15 protein-coding genes are annotated in these 17,101 nt (G+C 56.3%); 8 read left to right on the top strand and 7 right to left on the bottom strand.

Translation table 11 applies throughout. The features are described from left to right. The first annotated feature begins 40 nt into the window (after window positions 1-40). From BD293_RS18750 to BD293_RS18735, 4 genes are read left to right on the top strand one after another with little or no spacing between them, the layout of a single operon-like run. Window positions 41-1,261 (top strand): ABC transporter substrate-binding protein, encoded by a 1,221-nt coding sequence (locus tag BD293_RS18750; RefSeq protein ID WP_170207222.1) that lies wholly within the window; start codon window positions 41-43, stop codon window positions 1,259-1,261. A gap of 53 nt (window positions 1,262-1,314) precedes the next feature. Next, window positions 1,315-2,226: a carbohydrate ABC transporter permease gene (locus tag BD293_RS18745; protein ID WP_142084931.1), complete on the top strand. Its 912-nt coding sequence runs from the start codon at window positions 1,315-1,317 to the stop codon at window positions 2,224-2,226. Between the two features lie 9 nt (window positions 2,227-2,235). Further along, complete coding sequence (locus tag BD293_RS18740; protein ID WP_142084930.1) at window positions 2,236-3,126, top strand: carbohydrate ABC transporter permease; 891 nt, start codon at window positions 2,236-2,238, stop codon at window positions 3,124-3,126. Between the two features lie 3 nt (window positions 3,127-3,129). Next, complete coding sequence (locus tag BD293_RS18735; RefSeq protein WP_142084928.1) at window positions 3,130-4,296, top strand: ABC transporter ATP-binding protein; 1,167 nt, start codon at window positions 3,130-3,132, stop codon at window positions 4,294-4,296. Between the two features lie 284 nt (window positions 4,297-4,580). Here the strand turns inward: BD293_RS18735 and BD293_RS18730 are convergent, their stop codons facing one another. The 6 genes from BD293_RS18730 to BD293_RS18705 all read right to left on the bottom strand — a co-directional run bounded on the left by BD293_RS18730 (window position 4,581) and on the right by BD293_RS18705 (window position 11,542). Beyond that, window positions 4,581-4,862: a hypothetical protein gene (locus BD293_RS18730; RefSeq protein WP_142084926.1), complete on the bottom strand. Its 282-nt coding sequence runs from the start codon at window positions 4,860-4,862 to the stop codon at window positions 4,581-4,583. Between the two features lie 163 nt (window positions 4,863-5,025). Further along, window positions 5,026-6,708: an IS66 family transposase gene (gene tnpC / locus BD293_RS18725; RefSeq protein ID WP_142079750.1), complete on the bottom strand. Its 1,683-nt coding sequence runs from the start codon at window positions 6,706-6,708 to the stop codon at window positions 5,026-5,028. 63 nt (window positions 6,709-6,771) lie between these two features. Then, entirely contained in the window at window positions 6,772-7,125 is a 354-nt protein-coding gene (tnpB, locus tag BD293_RS18720; RefSeq protein ID WP_142079749.1) for an IS66 family insertion sequence element accessory protein TnpB, read from the bottom strand. Then, a complete protein-coding gene (tnpA, locus tag BD293_RS18715) occupies window positions 7,122-7,580 on the bottom strand; it encodes an IS66-like element accessory protein TnpA (protein ID WP_142079748.1) in 459 nt (152 codons plus the stop codon). Before tnpA ends, tnpB begins: the two co-directional genes overlap by 4 nt. A 66-nt stretch (window positions 7,581-7,646) precedes the next feature. After that, window positions 7,647-8,360 carry an MFS transporter gene (locus BD293_RS18710; protein WP_246086393.1) on the bottom strand — a complete coding sequence of 238 codons (714 nt, stop codon included), beginning with the start codon at window positions 8,358-8,360 and terminating at the stop codon, window positions 7,647-7,649. A 167-nt stretch (window positions 8,361-8,527) separates the two neighbouring features. Beyond that, window positions 8,528-11,542 (bottom strand): Tn3 family transposase, encoded by a 3,015-nt coding sequence (locus tag BD293_RS18705; protein WP_142084923.1) that lies wholly within the window; start codon window positions 11,540-11,542, stop codon window positions 8,528-8,530. A gap of 162 nt (window positions 11,543-11,704) precedes the next feature. On the opposite strand from BD293_RS18705, the gene BD293_RS18700 reads away from it, so the two are divergent. From BD293_RS18700 to BD293_RS18690, 3 genes are all read left to right on the top strand, one after another. Further along, window positions 11,705-12,852, top strand: a protein-coding gene (locus tag BD293_RS18700) for an IS630 family transposase (RefSeq protein ID WP_142084307.1) whose coding sequence is annotated in 2 segments (ribosomal slippage) — window positions 11,705-12,152 and window positions 12,152-12,852 — 1,149 coding nt in all. Because the reading frame shifts where the segments join, the coding sequence is not laid out codon by codon here. Between the two features lie 180 nt (window positions 12,853-13,032). Next, a protein-coding gene (locus BD293_RS18695) for an IS630 family transposase (protein ID WP_142079576.1) occupies window positions 13,033-14,096 on the top strand; the annotation gives its coding sequence in 2 pieces (ribosomal slippage) (window positions 13,033-13,518 and window positions 13,521-14,096; 1,062 coding nt in all). Between the two features lie 120 nt (window positions 14,097-14,216). Further along, a protein-coding gene (locus BD293_RS18690; protein ID WP_142079576.1) for an IS630 family transposase occupies window positions 14,217-15,280 on the top strand; the annotation gives its coding sequence in 2 pieces (ribosomal slippage) (window positions 14,217-14,702 and window positions 14,705-15,280; 1,062 coding nt in all). A gap of 26 nt (window positions 15,281-15,306) precedes the next feature. Here the strand turns inward: BD293_RS18690 and BD293_RS18685 are convergent. Then, window positions 15,307-16,371: an IS630 family transposase gene (locus BD293_RS18685; protein ID WP_142079384.1), complete on the bottom strand. Its 1,065-nt coding sequence runs from the start codon at window positions 16,369-16,371 to the stop codon at window positions 15,307-15,309. 80 nt (window positions 16,372-16,451) lie between these two features. On the opposite strand from BD293_RS18685, the gene BD293_RS18680 reads away from it, so the two are divergent. Next, window positions 16,452-17,054 (top strand): recombinase family protein, encoded by a 603-nt coding sequence (locus BD293_RS18680; RefSeq protein ID WP_142084921.1) that lies wholly within the window; start codon window positions 16,452-16,454, stop codon window positions 17,052-17,054. Window positions 17,055-17,101: the final 47 nt, after the last annotated feature.

Below are 17,101 nucleotides of genomic sequence, written 5' to 3'. Positions count from 1 at the left end.
ACGGAGTACGGCGCTGGCAGGTGCAATCGGAGCAATCGGCGTGACGAGCGTAAGCGCGCAGGACACTACGGTCAGAATGTGGTTCAATGGCACGCCAGAAGCGCATGGCGCTGTGCTGGCGGAATTGATCCCGGCATTTGAGGAGGCCAACCCCGGTATCACGGTCGATTATGAGATCACCTCATGGTCGGCTTATCAGCAACAGATTGCGACTGCGGCAGCAGGTGGCACGTTGCCTGACATCATTTTCGGCTTCTCGAACCTTGTTGCAGGCTTTGCCGAACGGGGATTGCTGGCCGATCATTCAGAATTCTTCGATCCTGACGATTTTGTGCCCGCAACTGTCGAGTTGACGACTTGGAATGGCACATGGTCCATGCTTCCTACATGGTTTTCCGCAAATGGCCTGAGCTGGCGGTCCGACCTTATCGAGGCGGGTGGCAATGACGCCTCGGCGGCACCCCAGGACTGGGATGAATGGCTGGCCTGGGCTGAGGGTGCGACGGTGCGCGGGGCCGATGGTGGAATAAGTCAGTTGGGTTTCTATTCCTCGTCCTTTCCGTTCAACCGCTCCAACATGTTCACGCGCATGGTCGAGGGGAATGGCGGTGCGATGTTCTCAGACGACGGCATGACCGCCACCATGAATTCGCCCGAGGCTGTCGAGGCCGCGGCCTTTTTGCAGCAACTTGTGGAATGCTGTGACGTCCCCCGCTCGATTGAAGCAGATAATGTGGGCCTTGGTCAGGGACGCACCGCGATGGTGTATAACAATTTCGCCTTCCGCAACTGGCAGAATGAATTCCCGGATGTTCTGGAATATGCAGGCCTTGGGTTGGTCCCTCCTGGGCCACAGGGCACGCCCGATATGGCCGGCGCAGGCCTTGGGGCCAATGTGATCGGCATTACCTCTACATCGCAAAACAAGGAAGCGGCAGCAGCCCTGCTGCAATTCCTGATCGTCGAGCCTGACAATATCGTCCAGCTCGCCGGGCTTGGCGGGTCGATCCCTGGCGCGTTGCTCCCCGAAGGTCACCCGTATTTCGAAGAGAACCAGCTTGCCGCCCGGTATCTTGAATTGGCGCTTGAGGGGGGCTCGCCCGATCCGGCGCACCCGAATTTCTCAGAATATGAATCGATCATCAATGTCTGGTTGGATGAGTTGATGCTCAACGGTATGGACCCGCAAAAAGCCATGGACAACGCCGCTCGCGAAATCCAGTCTGAGATCATCGACCGCTCCGGCATCGGCTTCAACTGAGTTGCGCTGTCGGGCGGCACATGCCGCCCGACAGGGGCCAATAAGGGGACGGCATGTCCAAATCTGGCAAAGGCTGGTACAATCGCGATTGGGTCACACCCGCCGAGGCGCGTTGGGGCCTGATCCTTGTGTTACCTGTTATGGCACTGTTTTTGGCACTGAAAATCGCGCCGCTGCTGTATGGTGGCTATCTCAGCCTGACACAGTACTCATTGCTGCAACCACCGCGCTTCATTGGTCTTGCGAATTACGAGCGGCTGTTCAACGATCCACGCGCGATGCAGGCGTTTCGGGTAACGCTCTACTACACCGTGGGCACGGTGGTGCCTGCCACGATCTTGTCACTGGCAATCGCCGTGATGTTGGATACGAAACTGCGTGGCATGGCAGTCTTTCGCACTGTGTTCTACATGCCGCAGGTTGCCAGCTGGGTCGCGATCGGGGTGGCGTGGCTGTACATTATGAATCCGGCCTTTGGCCCTTTCAACTATCTGCTTAGCCTCGTGGGAATAGAGCGTCAGGGCTTTCTTGCCGACGGCTATCAGGCCTTGCCAACACTCATAGGTATCGGGATATGGCGACAGATGGGCTATTCGGTGGTCATCTTTTTGGCCGGCCTTCAGGGCATCCCGCAGCATCTGCGCGAGGCCGCGATCATGGATGGCGCGTCCGCATGGCGCAGCTTCCGGCATGTTACGCTACCAATTCTAATGCCAACGACAATGTTTGTTGTTGTGACTGCCGTGATCTTCAACCTACAGGTTTTTGACCAAGTGGTGGTTCTGACCGGCGGCGGACCGGGGCGCGCCACAACGACGGCGGTGCTTTTTTCCTACAATCAGGCGTTTCAGTCCTTCGCCATGGGCTACGCGGCAGCCGTGGCCGTGGTGCTGTTTCTGGCGATCATGGGACTGTCCATCGTGTTGCTACTGCTTTCCGGCCAGTTGCGCGCCAAGAAACGCTGAAAGGGCCTCATGAGCGATCTGGATTATTCCCCGCCCCTTGTTCGCAACACGCGCCGCACACTGGTCTATATGGCGTTGATCGCGCTCTCAGGCGTCATTCTTGCACCTTTCGTGATGATCCTTGTATTGGCCCTTTCCAGCCCTGCAGAGGTGTTCGCCTGGCCCCCGGTGCTCGTGCCCGACACGATCCGCTGGGACAATTTTGCGCGCGTGTTTGAGGTCACGAATTTCGGGCGCGCGATGTGGAACACCTTTATGATCGCCACAATCTCGACCATCGGAATTGTGTTCATTGACGGGCTGGCAGGCTATGCCTTTGCCAAGATGCGCTTTCCGGGGCGCACGACCATGTTCCTGCTGATCCTGGCAACACTGATGGTCCCGGTGCATGTGACAATTATTCCGCTGTTCATCATGTTCCGCAGCTTTCCGCTGGCGGGGGGGAATGACCTTTTCGGCTCGGGCGGCTTTGGTATCCTGAACACCTATCCCTCCATGATCTTGCCGTTTCTGGCCACGGCCTATGGCACGTATCTCATGACCTCCTTCATGAAGATGTTGCCCGACAATCTGGTCGAGGCTGCGCGCATGGACGGCGCGCATGAATTTGCAATCTTCTGGAAGATCTATCTGCCGCTGGCAGCCCCTGCGCTGGCGGTGATAGCCATGTTCAATTTCACCGCTGTCTGGAACGAGTTTTTGATCCCGCTGGTCATGACCTCGACCTCGGATATGAAGGTGATCCAGACAGCACTCGCTGATTTCTCCGACCAGGAAACAGTGCTCTGGAACCTGCTGATGTCAGCGGTTCTCATCTCGATATTGCCCTTGGTGCTGATGTTCATCATCGGGCAAAAACATCTGGTCCGCGGCGTGGCGGTCAGCGGCTCTAAGGGATAAGACATGACGAAAGCTGTGGAAGCGCGCGATCTGTGGAAAACCTATCCGGGTGACATTCATGCTGTGAAGGGGATTAATTTCCGGATTGAACCGGGTGAATTGATGGTTCTGGTCGGTGCATCTGGTTGCGGCAAGACCACCACCCTGAGGATGGTGGCAGGGCTGGAGAGGATTTCAGATGGCGAAATTCTGGTGGGCGACAAGCGGGTCAACGACTTGCATCCGGCCAAGCGCGGCGTGGCGCTGGTGTTCCAGAATTTCGCGCTTTACCCACACAAGACCACGTTCCAGAACATTGCCTTTCCGCTGGAATCGTCTGGCGTTGCACGTGATGAAATCCGGCGCCGCGTGACCGAGGTAGCTGAGATGCTCGAGTTGTCTGCGCATCTGGACAAGACGCCCGACGGTCTGTCGGGCGGCCAGCAGCAGCGCGTCAGCCTAGGTCGCGCCATCGTGCGTAACCCCGATGTTCTGCTGCTGGACGAGCCATTGTCGAACCTTGATGCGCGCTTGCGTGTGGTCATGCGGTCCGAATTGAAGCGCATTCAGCGCCGTGTTGGTTCGACCGCGCTTTATGTCACCCATGATCAGGTCGAGGCGATGACCATGGGCGACCGGATTGTGGTCATGTCTGGTGGCAATATTGCACAGATTGGCACACCGCAGGATGTCTATCTGCTGCCAGCCGACATGGCTGTGGCGCGCACCATCGGCAGCCCTGCCATGAACCTGATGCCGGGAACCGCCACCGCGTCTGGGGGGAATGTCTCGCTTCAGGGCGATGGCTGGAAGCTGGCTTTGTCTGGAGACGTGGCAGCAGCGCTTGCTGCGCGCCTGTCCGGACCAGAGCAGAAAATCACGCTGGGCATCCGGCCCGAAGATGTCAGGCTCGCGCCTGGAACGGAAGCCGCTGATGGGCTGGCCTCAGGGGTGTGCCTTACGGCAGAGCCGCTCGGGTCGGAAACGCTGTATACGGTCGATCTCAAGCCTGAAGGGCTGCGGATTTTGCACCGCGAAACCCATGTTTCATTGCCTGAAGGCACAAGAACCACTGTCCTGTCGAGGCAGGACGCACGCGTGCATGTTTTTGACAGCGCAAGCGGAGCGCGGCTGTTCTCGATGATTGATCGGGAAGGGGTTTGGCAGGTCACGGAAACCTCTGCCGCCTGAACTCTGGTCACCTTTGGCAATGCACTGAGAGTGGCCGCAGTTCTGATGAAAGCTGCGCATATTATGCCCGCATCCTCTGAGCGCGGTGTAGGGCGACAGGGAATGGCAGGGCGTGACGCTTCGTCCCGCTTGCCTGAAATGGAAGCGGTCAGCATGATCCTTTTCTCGGACATGCTTTCGGCCATTGGTACAGCACACGGGAACCTTGGTCAGCCAGAGACTGCTAGCAAGTTGCGATGCGTAGACCTATGATTTCTCAAAACGTTGCGCGAACTGAAGGAAGACTAAACACGACCCGCCATGCGATAGACATATCCGGCGACAATCACACCAAAGATACAGATGGCAATCGATAGGCCCGCCAGTCCCCACAGGCTGCCCGCCACCAACGCAAAGAGCGGCGTGCCGCTGAATGTTCCGACATTGCCCAGTTGCGCCATAGCCCCGTTGGCCAATGCCTGATCACGCGGGGCGTTGTTCAGCAGGGGTATAGCAGCAAAATTACCCCCCGCCACGACGCCTGTGGCCAAGAATGCAAGCACTGCTAGGGTGGGGAGGCCGCTCACCGCCATCGCTGCGAAAAGTAGCGCCGAAATACCAAACCCCCAGACCACAATGCGCGGTGCGGCCACATGGCGGGCAAGAAAACCGTATGCGCCGTTTCTGACCCATTGTTTTTTTCGATGCGCGCGGGTTGACATGCTTTGGGTTGGCGCGTTTTTGAGCTCGTCAGGGAGTCCCGGGCGAGCTCCTTTGTGAGGCGGCAGCATAGGCCCATGGCATCAAAGCATCGATATCTTTTTCGAGATGCCCATTGGCCAGCTTTGTGTATAGGTCATGTAGATAGGCGTATGGCTCGACGCCATTCATGCGACAAGTTCCGATCAGGCTCGCGAAGCGCGCCCAAGAACGGGCACCGTCATCGTGACCTGCAAAAAGTGTGTTGCGCCTTGTCATTGCGGGGGTTCTGATCGCGTTTTCGACCAGGTTGGAATCCATGTCCACATGACCGTCCTCGAGAAAGAGGCAAAAGCCATCCTGTCGGCTGAGCATATAGGCCAGAGCCTTGCCCAGTTCGGACTTGCGCGACACCCGGCCGGCTTGGGCATTGAGCCAGGCAAAGAATTTATCGACCAGTGGACGGGATTGATCCTGCCGGACGGCCCTACGCTGCTCGGGTGGCGCCCCTCGGATTTCGGCCTCAATCTTATATAGGGCTGCAATTCGCACCAGAGCCTCATCAACGATGGGCGATCCCGCTTTCGGCTGGGCTTTAATCAAGGCTCTTCGCCCATGCGACCAGCAATAGGCCAGTTTCAAGGGCTTGCCACCCACCCGCTTGGGCGTCGCCAATGCGCTATACCCGCCATAGGCATCAACCTGGATTGTGCCGTTGAAGCCGTTGAGGATTTCTGCCGCGTATTCCCCCTTTCGCCCGGGTCGATAGTGGAACACGACACCAGGTGGGGATGATCCGCTCCAACCACGATCATCTCGCAGCACGGCCCAGAAATATCCCGTCTTGGTTTGGCCGCGACCAGGATCAAGTACTGGCGCTGTTGTTTCATCGACGTAAAGCCGCGTGCTGCCCTTAAGCAGAACCATCGCCATGTGATCGACCACAGGGGCAAGCAGTGCCCCTGTGCGTCCCATCCAATCTGACAGGACGGCGCGATCAATTGGGGCGCCATTGCGGGCCATTGCTACGGATTGCCGGTTCAAAGGGTTGAAGTCACAGAATTTGGCTACACTGATATGGGCCAGCAAGGCTTCGGTCGGCCAGCTGTTTTCCAATAGATGCGCAGGAGCTTTGGCTTGGGTCACGCCCGTGCGGCCTTTCGGGCAGGCATACTTTGGACGCACGGTGACGATGACTTGGTACTGGGCGGGAATGATATCCAGCCGCTCCGAGCGATCCTCTCCGATCTTGACCATATCGCCGCAACCACATGGACACGCGATGCTGTCGGGTTCAATCACGCGCTCGACCCGGGGCAAGCCCTCTGGAAGGGCGCGAGGCTTGCGTGGTTTGCGCGGAGCCTTGCTCTTGTTTTGGGATTTTTTCTCGAGCGCGGCCTGAACAGCCTCGATTTCCGCCTGCGTCTCGGCGATGGCGGTCTCTTGATCTTCGAGTGCCAGCTCCAGCTGATCAGGGGTCAGCTTTTCGGATTTGGGTCCGAATTTTGTGCGCCGGTAGTCGGCCACCTGACTTTCCAGCTTCTCGACCAGCGCGGTCAACGTGACAACCAGCGCACCTTTTTCTTCGGCTTCCGCCTGATGATGCAGACGTGCTGCACGCTCAACAGTGACCTCGAACTGGGCCTTTTCGAGCGCTGCTTGCTGCGTCTCGAGGGCCTTGATGACCTCGGACGGCAAGTCAGGAAATCGGCTGAGATCGAGTAGTTTTGACATGACCATTTCTACCAAGAAACGTCAGAAATGGCCAGCAAAATAACACTATAATCAGTGTATTAGTTATCCTGCCGCAGTCGGCGGAGCAACCCGTTTGGGCACCATTTGTCGCCAATCCAGACCTTCGAACAGAGCCTCGTACTGAGCCCGAGACAGCTGCATGACGCCGTCCTGGATTTTGGGCCAGACGAAGTTGGAAATCTCCAACCGCTTGTAAATCAGCACCAGTCCGGTGCCATCCCAGAGCAGGATTTTCAACCTGTCACCACGCTTGGAGCGGAACACCACCGTCAGGCCAGAATGCGGATCCAACCCCAGTTCGTTTTGCACTGTAGCGGCCAGACCGTCATGTCCCCGACGGAAGTCCACTGGTTTTGTCGCAATCACAATCGGCAGTCGCTGCCCTGCAACAATCACGACACCCCCCGCACCAAACGGATCAATTCAGCCGCGCGCGCCACAGCAGCACTGGCCGGAACGCGGATAATGACATCAGATCCAATCGTCACCGTTATCTCATCACACGTCTCGTCGCGTTCACCGTACCCTGACATGCTGCCAGCGCCCTGTCGTGTCATTGCAACTTCCAATGGCACAAATGCAGGCTCAGACTTATCGGCTGACAGGGTTGCATCACTGACTGCTGTCATGACATCCGCAGGCAGAACCAATTTGCCATCACGCGCCATCCGCCGCCAATCTGACAACTGATGTGGGACAATGTCATAGCGTTTCGCAACGTCCACAACGCGCGCACCAGGTTGAAAACTCTCTGCCACAATCTGCGCTTTCACATCATCTGGCCAACGACGGTTGCCCCGAACAGGCTCAACGAGCCCCAGCCGTCCATCGAATCCACTTCCATCCGCCATAGCATCCTCCAACAATATCAGTCAGAGATTTATCGGCCCGAGACAGAAATGGCGAAAGACCTCAAATCAATGGGACGCAGACGGCGCATACAGAAAACCCGCAGCAAAGGTACCCAGCAGATTGGCTACCGGCAGCACCATCAGAAGCCACGCGGCCCCCATTGCGGCAGGTAAAAACGCCACCAGGGCGATAAAGAGCGCCGTGTAGGTGCCATGGCCCAGCCCCGATGCGGCCAGCCGCGGGTTGGTATAGATCCGGCGGTGGATCTCGACAGGGTTGGGCACAGGCGTGCGCTCTGCCATGATGCCACGCGGCAAGGCCCACCACAGCAAGGGAAACACCGCAACAAGCAAAAGCCCGTGGCCGACAAACACCGCCTGCAGCCCGCCCCAAGCCTCTACCGGCGGCACAACTACCGCCATCAGCGCATAGCCGACGCCGAAAAACGTGCCCCAAAGTCCCATAACCACGCTTTTGTCTGTCTTGCGCGCCCGCGAGGCCATCAGGGTCGGCAAGGCAACGACAAACAGCAAATGCCCGACCCCTTCAGCGATCCGCAGGGTCATATAGGCCCAGAACGGCAGTTCCAGCCCTTGAGCCAGCGCCAGCAATGCCGAGAGCCCACAGGCCCAGAGCACTGCATGGCGCAGTCCAAACCGCGCCACCACGAACCCCGCCATGGCCCCGCCCAAGATTCCCACTACCGCCACACCGGACACCGCATAGGCGACTGGCGCACCGGCATAGATTAACTTCAAGCTGTCCAGCGTCAGGGTCACTTTGGCAAATTGCGATGCGACCAGGAGGCCCGTTGTCCAGAGTAGGAGGATCAGCGGCCAGTCGGGTTCATACCAACAAAGGTACGTAACCCACCACAGGAATTTCTGCGTTGACCTGCATTCATGCGCTTTTCGTTGATTTTGGTCCTCCTGTTTTCACTTCATTTCTACGCTGCTTTTTTCGGGGGCAGGATACCGAGCGTGTCGCGGAGCTTTTCTTCTGAGAAGTCGTACTCGCCGAGCATGTTGATGTGAGCCCATGACATGGGGGAGTGGGCTGCAATCAGGCGCAGCAGAATTTCCCTGGCCCCGACGTCCGGTGCCTTTTCGACCTGTCTGGTGAGGTAAAGATAATTCCAGCAGATGATGGAGTTCCGGATCAGCCGGTTACAGCCCTCTGCGATCTCCTGTTCTTCCTTTTCGGTCTGGGTGTATTCGCGTGGGTTTCCGACTGCCACAGCGCGGGTGAAACGGTTGGCGAGTTCGACCTTGTTGAGCTGTTTTTCGATGGCCTGTCGGAGCGCCAGCCCATCGACATAGCGCAGAATGAAGAGGGATTTGATGATCTGCCCAAAGGCTTTCAGGGTCTGGTATAAGGCATGCTGGCGCGAGTAGGAATTCAGCCGCCGGAAAATATCGGAGGCGGTGTTTTCCTTGAGTTTGATGGTGGCCACGAGGCGCAGAAGATCATCCCAGTTGTCGCGAATGGCGTCCTCATTGATGGTCTTGTCCGGTCGGATGACCCAGTCGGGATCGGCCTGGTTTTTTGGTTTGAAGATATAGAGGGTCTGTTTGCCGATGCCTTTGATACGTGGGGCAAATGAAAACCCAAGCAGATGGGTCAGCCCGAAGACAGCTTCCGTGTACCCATGGCTGTCGGTGGAATGAATATCGCTTTTCACGACGTCGTTGTGCATGAGCCCGTCGATCACATAGGCGCTTTCGCGATCTGCGGCGCTGATCATCAAGGAATGCCAGAGGAAGTTGCGCTCGTCGACAAAGGTGTAGGCGCTGACCCCCTGACCTTGCCCGAAGTACTTGAATGATCGGCTGGCATGCAGGCTGTCGCCGCGCACCACGAACTTTTGACCGTCACTTGCGGTATGGAGCTGATCCCGTGTTTGGCGATAAAGATTCGGCAACTCCATTTCATCCATGGCCTTGAGCACGGCATCATTGGCCGCCCGGATGTTTTCCAGTGAGAAGCGCCAATTCACGGTGTGATCCAGTTCGCTTTCTGTGACGCTGGACGATATCCTTGCCATCTTGCGCACGCCGATCCCGCAGCCCAGTCCCATGATCCCAGCCAGCAACGCGGGATGCGATGTAGCCTGTCGTACATGGGTTTGCTGCCAGTGTTTGAATGATTGCAGCATGCTGCAGTGATTGTTGACGGTCTCCAGCACCTGCGCGAGTGTCACGTCATGGCGCTGCGGAAAAAGATCGCCCAATGGATCAGTGTCGCGGGCATCAAGCGCCGGGGTGGCAATGTGGAATGTACCGTCTTTGCGCAGTTTGAGATGGGGATTACCCGCCGCGCGATCGTTGGTTGCTTTGTATTGTTCCGTGAGTGCCGCATTCAGCCTCGCCAGAATGGGTTCAGGAGCAGCAAACTCCGTTAGACCTGCGCGTTCCAACAGCCGGGCCTTTTCCCGGTGCCAGCGGTTCTTGTCGATCAGATAGGCGTCCATGGGCCGGTATTTGTACGAGCGTTCGACATTCAGATCACCGGACTTGATAGCAGCGGTGACTGCCTGAAACAGAAATACCTTGTAGAGCGATACCCGGAAAGAGCCATCACCTCGCATAACAGCCGCCCGCTGTTCAGCGTCGAGAAAACCCATTGGCGCGTGGTTGGCGGACAAATCCCCATCGTTTCTGAAGTGATCAACCGCCTCCAGCAACGCTGCCGCCCGACTGGATGGCATAAAGGTGAGTGCCCGCAGCAAGGGGCTGAGGCGATTTTGCAGCTTCACAGATCGCGCTTCCAGAATGTCATGCCAACCGGCTTCACCGGTAGTTGCAGCCAGATCATCCTTGAGCCGGCTGAAATCGTCTGTCTTGCCTTGATCGAGAAGGGCCTGCGTTGCAGTGATCTTTTCTGCGTCTGACAGGTTGGCAGCGGCCATGACGCTGCGGATATCCCGCAGAACACCGAAGACGGCTCTCTCCAGACCCTCAATGACAATGCCGATCTGCCGCTGCTGATCCTTGCGTTCTTGCACCAGGGCTTCCTGATAGTCCCGAGAAGCCGCTGACTTGAACGACGCCATCACGCTGAACCAGAGATCGATTATGTTATCCTGACAGCGATAGAACTGATGGGCGACAAAGGCGGCTGCATGGATGTGACGGTCGTTTCGCTCCCGGCGCTGCATCTGGAAGATTTCCGATCGCAGGACACTGCCTGCAAAATACCGGATACCGGCTGTGCCAAGGTCAAGTATTGAGAGAACGGCGTCCAGCCGATCATGCAACTCTGACAGGACCTCGAAATCGGCCACGGCCTCTTTGATTCTTGAGGGGCTGGTCGATTGTGACAGTTTCTTCAGAAGGGTCAGGCGATACCGGTTCTGATCGTCAGGAGCCGTGAACAGATCATCGAGCAGGTGCCGCGCTTCGGCGGGTAACTGACTGTCCATCAATGCAATCAGCTCTGCTTTGCGATCATGCAGACCGGCGCGGATTAGATCATTCAGCCGATAGGCGGATGGCACCTGCACACGGTGCTGGATCAAGAAGTCCACGCAGCGATCAAAGATCAGACGCAGCTTGAGATGCATCCGTGCCATTGTCGCGACCTCGGTAGCGAGGGCATAGCTCGCACTTTGATCAAACGGCGCAAACCCATGGAAATCCAGAATTTGACGTTGGTGACGCAGGCGGGTTGTCTCCGTATATTGGGTCGGTTCAAATGCGCTTTCAGTCAATTTCAACTGGTGTATTGCTGCTGCAATGTCGCGGTCGCGAAAATCCTGGGGCTGATAAAACCGCTTTGTGGCTTTGAAATACCCACACATCAGCAGGAAGCCGATCTGACTATCAGGCGTGCGCAGGCCCTTTGCGATATCCATCAGCCCTTTGGGGAGAGTCAGGAGCTGCTTGCGTTCCTTGTGATCAAAGACGGGTGGTTGATCAAACGCGTATTGTTCAATGGCGGTAAGAATCCGCATTCTGGCCATGGTCACTCCAAAAAATTGATGTTCTGAAAACCGTCGTTTTGGGAATGCCAACACGTCAGAACGCAACACGGGATTAAAGCTAGTGCCTCGCTTCGGGGTATTTGACAGCTTTGATTTTTCCTGAATCTCTGTGGAGCGTAGCAGCTTTCTGGGGGTGAGATGATGACAAGAGGGTGCAAGCCGAAGTATGTAGTTCGACTGACGACAGAGGAGCGTGAACACCTTGAAGGGATGATCAGAACGGGTCGGCAAGCCGCCTACAGACTGCTGAAGGCGCGGATTTTGCTGAAGGCGGATGTGTCCTCTGATGGCCCGGGATGGGAAGATGCGCGCATTGCCGAGGCATTAGAGACCAGTCTCTCGACTGTTTTCCGCACCCGGCGCCAACTTGTGGAGGAAGGGCTTGAGGCGACTTTAGCGCGCAAAGTTCCAGCGTCGCTTTCACAACCTCGGATCTTCGATGGGCAAGCCGAGGCCAAGCTGATCGCGCTTGCCTGTTCCGAACCACCCGAAGGATATACGCACTGGACACTCAGGTTGTTGGAAAAGCGGGTTGTCGAACTGGGCATTGTTGAGCAGGCCAGTGATACCACAATCCAACGCACGCTTAAAAAAACGCGCTCAAACCGCACCGGAACCGGTACTGGGTAATCCCACCCAAAGCCAACGCTGGTTTCGTGGCGGCCATGGAGAATGTGCTGGACGTCTACACCCGTCCACACGATCAAAACCGTCCGCTGGTTTGTCTGGACGAGACCAGCAAACAATTGACCCGTGAGACCCGCACACCCATTCCCATGCAGCCAGGGCGCGAGGCGCGCCATGACTACGAATATGAACGCGCAGGTGTCGCCAGCCTGTTCATGTTATTCGCTCCTCTGGAGGGCTGGCGCCACGTCGAGATACGCGATCGACGCACTGCCATCGATTATGCCCATATCCTGCGCGATCTGGCTGATCTCCACTTTCCCTATGCCGAAAAGATCGATCTCGTGCAGGATAATCTGAACACCCACAACCCTGCATCGCTGTACGAGGCTTTCCCGCCTGCCCAAGCGCGCCGCATCGCACAACGGTTCGAATGGCACTACACGCCAAAACATGGGTCTTGGCTCAACATCGCTGAATGTGAACTCAGCGTCCTCGCTCGCCAATGTCTGGCCCGGCGCATCCCGGACAAAACTATGCTGAAGGCCGAAGTCGATGCATGGACAACAAATCGCAACTCCCAACGCGCCAAAACCAACTGGCAGTTCACAACTCAAGACGCGCGCACAAAGCTTATCCGGCTTTATCCGCAAATCGAGTGAATCGCAGGACTAGTCACTCATACACAGTTACCTTGTTCTGAAACACAAGTTCCGATACGGTTGCGTAAATAGGTTTTAATACCAAGTCTCGCGAAATCTGACTCTTCTGAGGGTTTTGGGATTCCCAAATCTATGAAGATCTGACTCAATGGCGTCAGATTTTCTGGGGAGGGCCTCTCTATGGGCGCAGCGCTCGCGTTACGGACAGACTACGACGGCATGAAGTTGAGAGAACTTGCGCGAAAGACAAAGGATGCCAACCAAGCCCGCAGGCTTTTGGCGCTGGCGGAGATCTATGATGGCGGTCGGCGCAGCGATGCTGCTCGGATTGGTGGTGTTGGCCTACAAATTGTCCGTGACTGGGTGGAGCGGTTTAATGCCCGCGGGCCTGACGGCTTGATCAACGGCAAAGCTCCTGGTCAGCAGTCTAAGCTTAACGATGAGCAGCGCAGGGCGCTTGCTGCAATTGTTGAGAGCGGTCCGACCTTATCGGTCCATGGGGTCGTCCGCTGGCGCCTGAGTGATCTGAGGAAATGGATTGCAGACACATTTGGGATTTCACTTCACGAGACGTCGATAAGCCGGGAACTCAGGGCGCTTGGTTATGTCAAACTCACAGCACGCCCGCGCCATCACGCGCAAGATACAGCCGCACTGGAGGACTTTAAAAAAAAGGGTTTGCAGCCGCAGTAGCAAAGCTCCGCGCACGGCTCCTGCAAGGCACTGTGATCGAAGTCTGGTTCCAAGATGAAGCGCGTGTCGGCCAGAAAAACAAGATCACGCGCCGATGGGCGAAGCGCGGTACGCGACCTTCCGCCCCACATGATCAGCGCACGAGTTCAAGCTACATCTTTGGAGCGATTTGCCCAGCCCTCGGGAAAGCTGCAGGTCTTGTGCTGCCAGCGTGCAATACCGAAGCGATGGCCCTGCATCTTGCTGAAATCTCCCAAACTGTCGCACCCAAAGCACATGGGGCTGTGCTCGTGGATCAAGCCGCATGGCACATGACTGACAAGCTGGTCATTCCGGACAACATCACCATCATCCCGATCCCCGCAAAATGCCCAGAACTCAATCCAGTCGAAAACATCTGGCAATTCATGCGAGACAACTGGCTATCAAACCTCATCTTCGAAACCTATGAAGACATCGTAGATCATTGCTGCAAGGCTTGGAACAAATTGGTCAGCATGCCCGACACAATCACCTCCATTGGAACCCGCGACTGGGCTCAAGAGTTCTGATCAATGCTGATTGGTATAATACCAAGTCTCGCGAAATCTGACTCTTCTGAGGGTTTTGGGATTCCCAAATCTATGAAGATCTGACTCAATGGCGTCAGATTTTCTGGGGAGGGCCTCTCTATGGGCGCAGCGCTCGCGTTACGGACAGACTACGACGGCATGAAGTTGAGAGAACTTGCGCGAAAGACAAAGGATGCCAACCAAGCCCGCAGGCTTTTGGCGCTGGCGGAGATCTATGATGGCGGTCGGCGCAGCGATGCTGCTCGGATTGGTGGTGTTGGCCTACAAATTGTCCGTGACTGGGTGGAGCGGTTTAATGCCCGCGGGCCTGACGGCTTGATCAACGGCAAAGCTCCTGGTCAGCAGTCTAAGCTTAACGATGAGCAGCGCAGGGCGCTTGCTGCAATTGTTGAGAGCGGTCCGACCTTATCGGTCCATGGGGTCGTCCGCTGGCGCCTGAGTGATCTGAGGAAATGGATTGCAGACACATTTGGGATTTCACTTCACGAGACGTCGATAAGCCGGGAACTCAGGGCGCTTGGTTATGTCAAACTCACAGCACGCCCGCGCCATCACGCGCAAGATACAGCCGCACTGGAGGACTTTAAAAAAAAGGGTTTGCAGCCGCAGTAGCAAAGCTCCGCGCACGGCTCCTGCAAGGCACTGTGATCGAAGTCTGGTTCCAAGATGAAGCGCGTGTCGGCCAGAAAAACAAGATCACGCGCCGATGGGCGAAGCGCGGTACGCGACCTTCCGCCCCACATGATCAGCGCACGAGTTCAAGCTACATCTTTGGAGCGATTTGCCCAGCCCTCGGGAAAGCTGCAGGTCTTGTGCTGCCAGCGTGCAATACCGAAGCGATGGCCCTGCATCTTGCTGAAATCTCCCAAACTGTCGCACCCAAAGCACATGGGGCTGTGCTCGTGGATCAAGCCGCATGGCACATGACTGACAAGCTGGTCATTCCGGACAACATCACCATCATCCCGATCCCCGCAAAATGCCCAGAACTCAATCCAGTCGAAAACATCTGGCAATTCATGCGAGACAACTGGCTATCAAACCTCATCTTCGAAACCTATGAAGACATCGTAGATCATTGCTGCAAGGCTTGGAACAAATTGGTCAGCATGCCCGACACAATCACCTCCATTGGAACCCGCGACTGGGCTCAAGAGTTCTGATCAATGCTGATTGGTATATACCCGCCTTACGCGAAAACCCGAAAATTGTCGTGTGAGATGACACGGAAGTTGTCGGAGATGGTGTCGCGGAAGCTCCGCCATTCGTTGGGGAGGGTTTTTCGAAAAAATGCGAGTATCGCATCGGCAAATTGCTTTTGCGTGGGATAATACTGATTGTGTGTGACACAGCGGTGCATGACGGCCCACAATCGTTCAATCGGGTTGAGATGTGGGCAATATGGCGGCAATGGGATCAAGTGGATGCGGCAGTCCGGCCTTGCAAGGAAGTCTCGCACCTCTTGCCCTTTATGATACGCCGCGTTGTCCCAGATCACGTGGATGAGGCGCTTGTAAGGGTTGGATGCCTCGATTTTGGCCAAGAGCTGGACAGCGCTGATCCCGTCTACCGTAATCGGCTCGACAAACGACAAATCGAATGTTTCCAAGTTCAGTGCACCATGGATGTTCACACGCCCACGCCCTGCTGTGGTCTGCACGGCAGGATTTGTCCCGGCCTTCACCCAACCATAAGCCGGTTTCGTCTGATACTCCGGATGCACGGCATCTGCGAAATAGACAGCTTCATCAGCCCCCAACTCGTTCAGCAAGCGCTGATACATCTCGATGAAGGCGGCTTGTGCTGCGGCAGGCGCAACGCGCGGAAGTCCCTTCGGCTTGCGATACTCAAACCCCAGACGCGTCAGAAGCTTGATGCAGCCAGAATGGGAATACTCCAAGCCATACGTCGCGGAGATATGGGCCCGGACCTCGGTCGTCGAACGACAAAAACGATCCTCCAGCCACGCGCTGAGTTCGGCCTCCTGAGCCGAGGTCATCCGGGATTGACCGCCCTTCCATCCATCAGTGGATAGGAGGTCCCAGCCCCCTTCGCGGTAAGCCTTGTACCAAAGACGAACCGTATCATCGTCAAGGTAAAGAAATTCGGCGATCAGTTGGCAGGATTTGCCCTCATCCAGCAGCAAAATCGCATTGGCGCGACGCGCAACACCGTGATCCTCGCGATGGCGTCGCACACAGGACATCAGCTCAGCACGTTCTGAAGATGTCAGGAATTTCGGCTCAATACGCATGAACCCATCAGAATCCAATCAAACCGAACCGTCAAGCAAAACTCGGGTTCCACAGGACTCGGAGTATAAGAATAAATATCATGCTCATCGGATACGCTCGTGTCTCAACCATGGATCAGAACCCTGCTTTGCAAATGGATGCATTGCAGGCTGCGGGTTGTGAAAAAATCTACATAGAGAAAGCATCCGGCTCTCACCGGGAACGTCCCCAACTCAAAGCAGCCCTCGAATATCTGCGGGAAGGCGACACTCTGGTTGTGTGGAAATTATCGCGTTTGGCGCGATCCCTAACGCAAGTCATCAAAACCGCCGCAGATATCGCTGAACGTGGCATCGCATTGAAAGTGCTTACCCAAAACATCGATACCAGCACACCCGAAGGTCGGTTGTTCTTCCACATGACCGCTGCCTTTGATGAATTTCAACGGGAACTGATTGTCGAAAATACCCGTGCCGGTCTCAAGGCCGCTGCAAAACGTGGGCGACGGGGTGGACGGCCAAGGGCTATGAATGAGCAAACCATCAAACATGCCGAGGCAATGCTCAAAGACACTGAAAACTACCCGTTCATCGGAGATGTAATCGATCAGCTCAAGATCGGACGAACAGCGTTCTATCGATACTTCCCAACAGATCGCATCAAACAGCTATGCGCGGACCATGCCGAAGTCCACCAAACGTAGTTAAATCCTGTGGTGGGTTACGTACCTTTGTTGGGATGGACCCGATT

The sequence above is a fragment of the Roseinatronobacter monicus genome, from assembly GCF_006716865.1.
In the GTDB taxonomy this organism is placed as follows: domain Bacteria; phylum Pseudomonadota; class Alphaproteobacteria; order Rhodobacterales; family Rhodobacteraceae; genus Roseinatronobacter; species Roseinatronobacter monicus.
Note: the sequence above shows the minus strand (reverse complement) of the source record. Positions and strands in the feature narration are given on the sequence as shown.

Excerpts from the sequence above, each read along its gene's own strand:
- BD293_RS18745 (WP_142084931.1), top strand. The coding sequence starts at position 1,315 with ATGTCCAAATCTGGCAAAGGCTGGTACAATCGCGATTGGGTCACACCC.
- BD293_RS18740 (WP_142084930.1), top strand. The coding sequence starts at position 2,236 with ATGAGCGATCTGGATTATTCCCCGCCCCTTGTTCGCAACACGCGCCGC.
- BD293_RS18735 (WP_142084928.1), top strand. The coding sequence starts at position 3,130 with ATGACGAAAGCTGTGGAAGCGCGCGATCTGTGGAAAACCTATCCGGGT.
- tnpC (WP_142079750.1), bottom strand. The coding sequence starts at position 6,708 with ATGTCAAAACTACTCGATCTCAGCCGATTTCCTGACTTGCCGTCCGAG.
- tnpA (WP_142079748.1), bottom strand. The coding sequence starts at position 7,580 with ATGGCGGATGGAAGTGGATTCGATGGACGGCTGGGGCTCGTTGAGCCT.
- BD293_RS18705 (WP_142084923.1), bottom strand. The coding sequence starts at position 11,542 with ATGGCCAGAATGCGGATTCTTACCGCCATTGAACAATACGCGTTTGAT.
- BD293_RS18685 (WP_142079384.1), bottom strand. The coding sequence starts at position 16,371 with ATGCGTATTGAGCCGAAATTCCTGACATCTTCAGAACGTGCTGAGCTG.
- BD293_RS18680 (WP_142084921.1), top strand. The coding sequence starts at position 16,452 with ATGCTCATCGGATACGCTCGTGTCTCAACCATGGATCAGAACCCTGCT.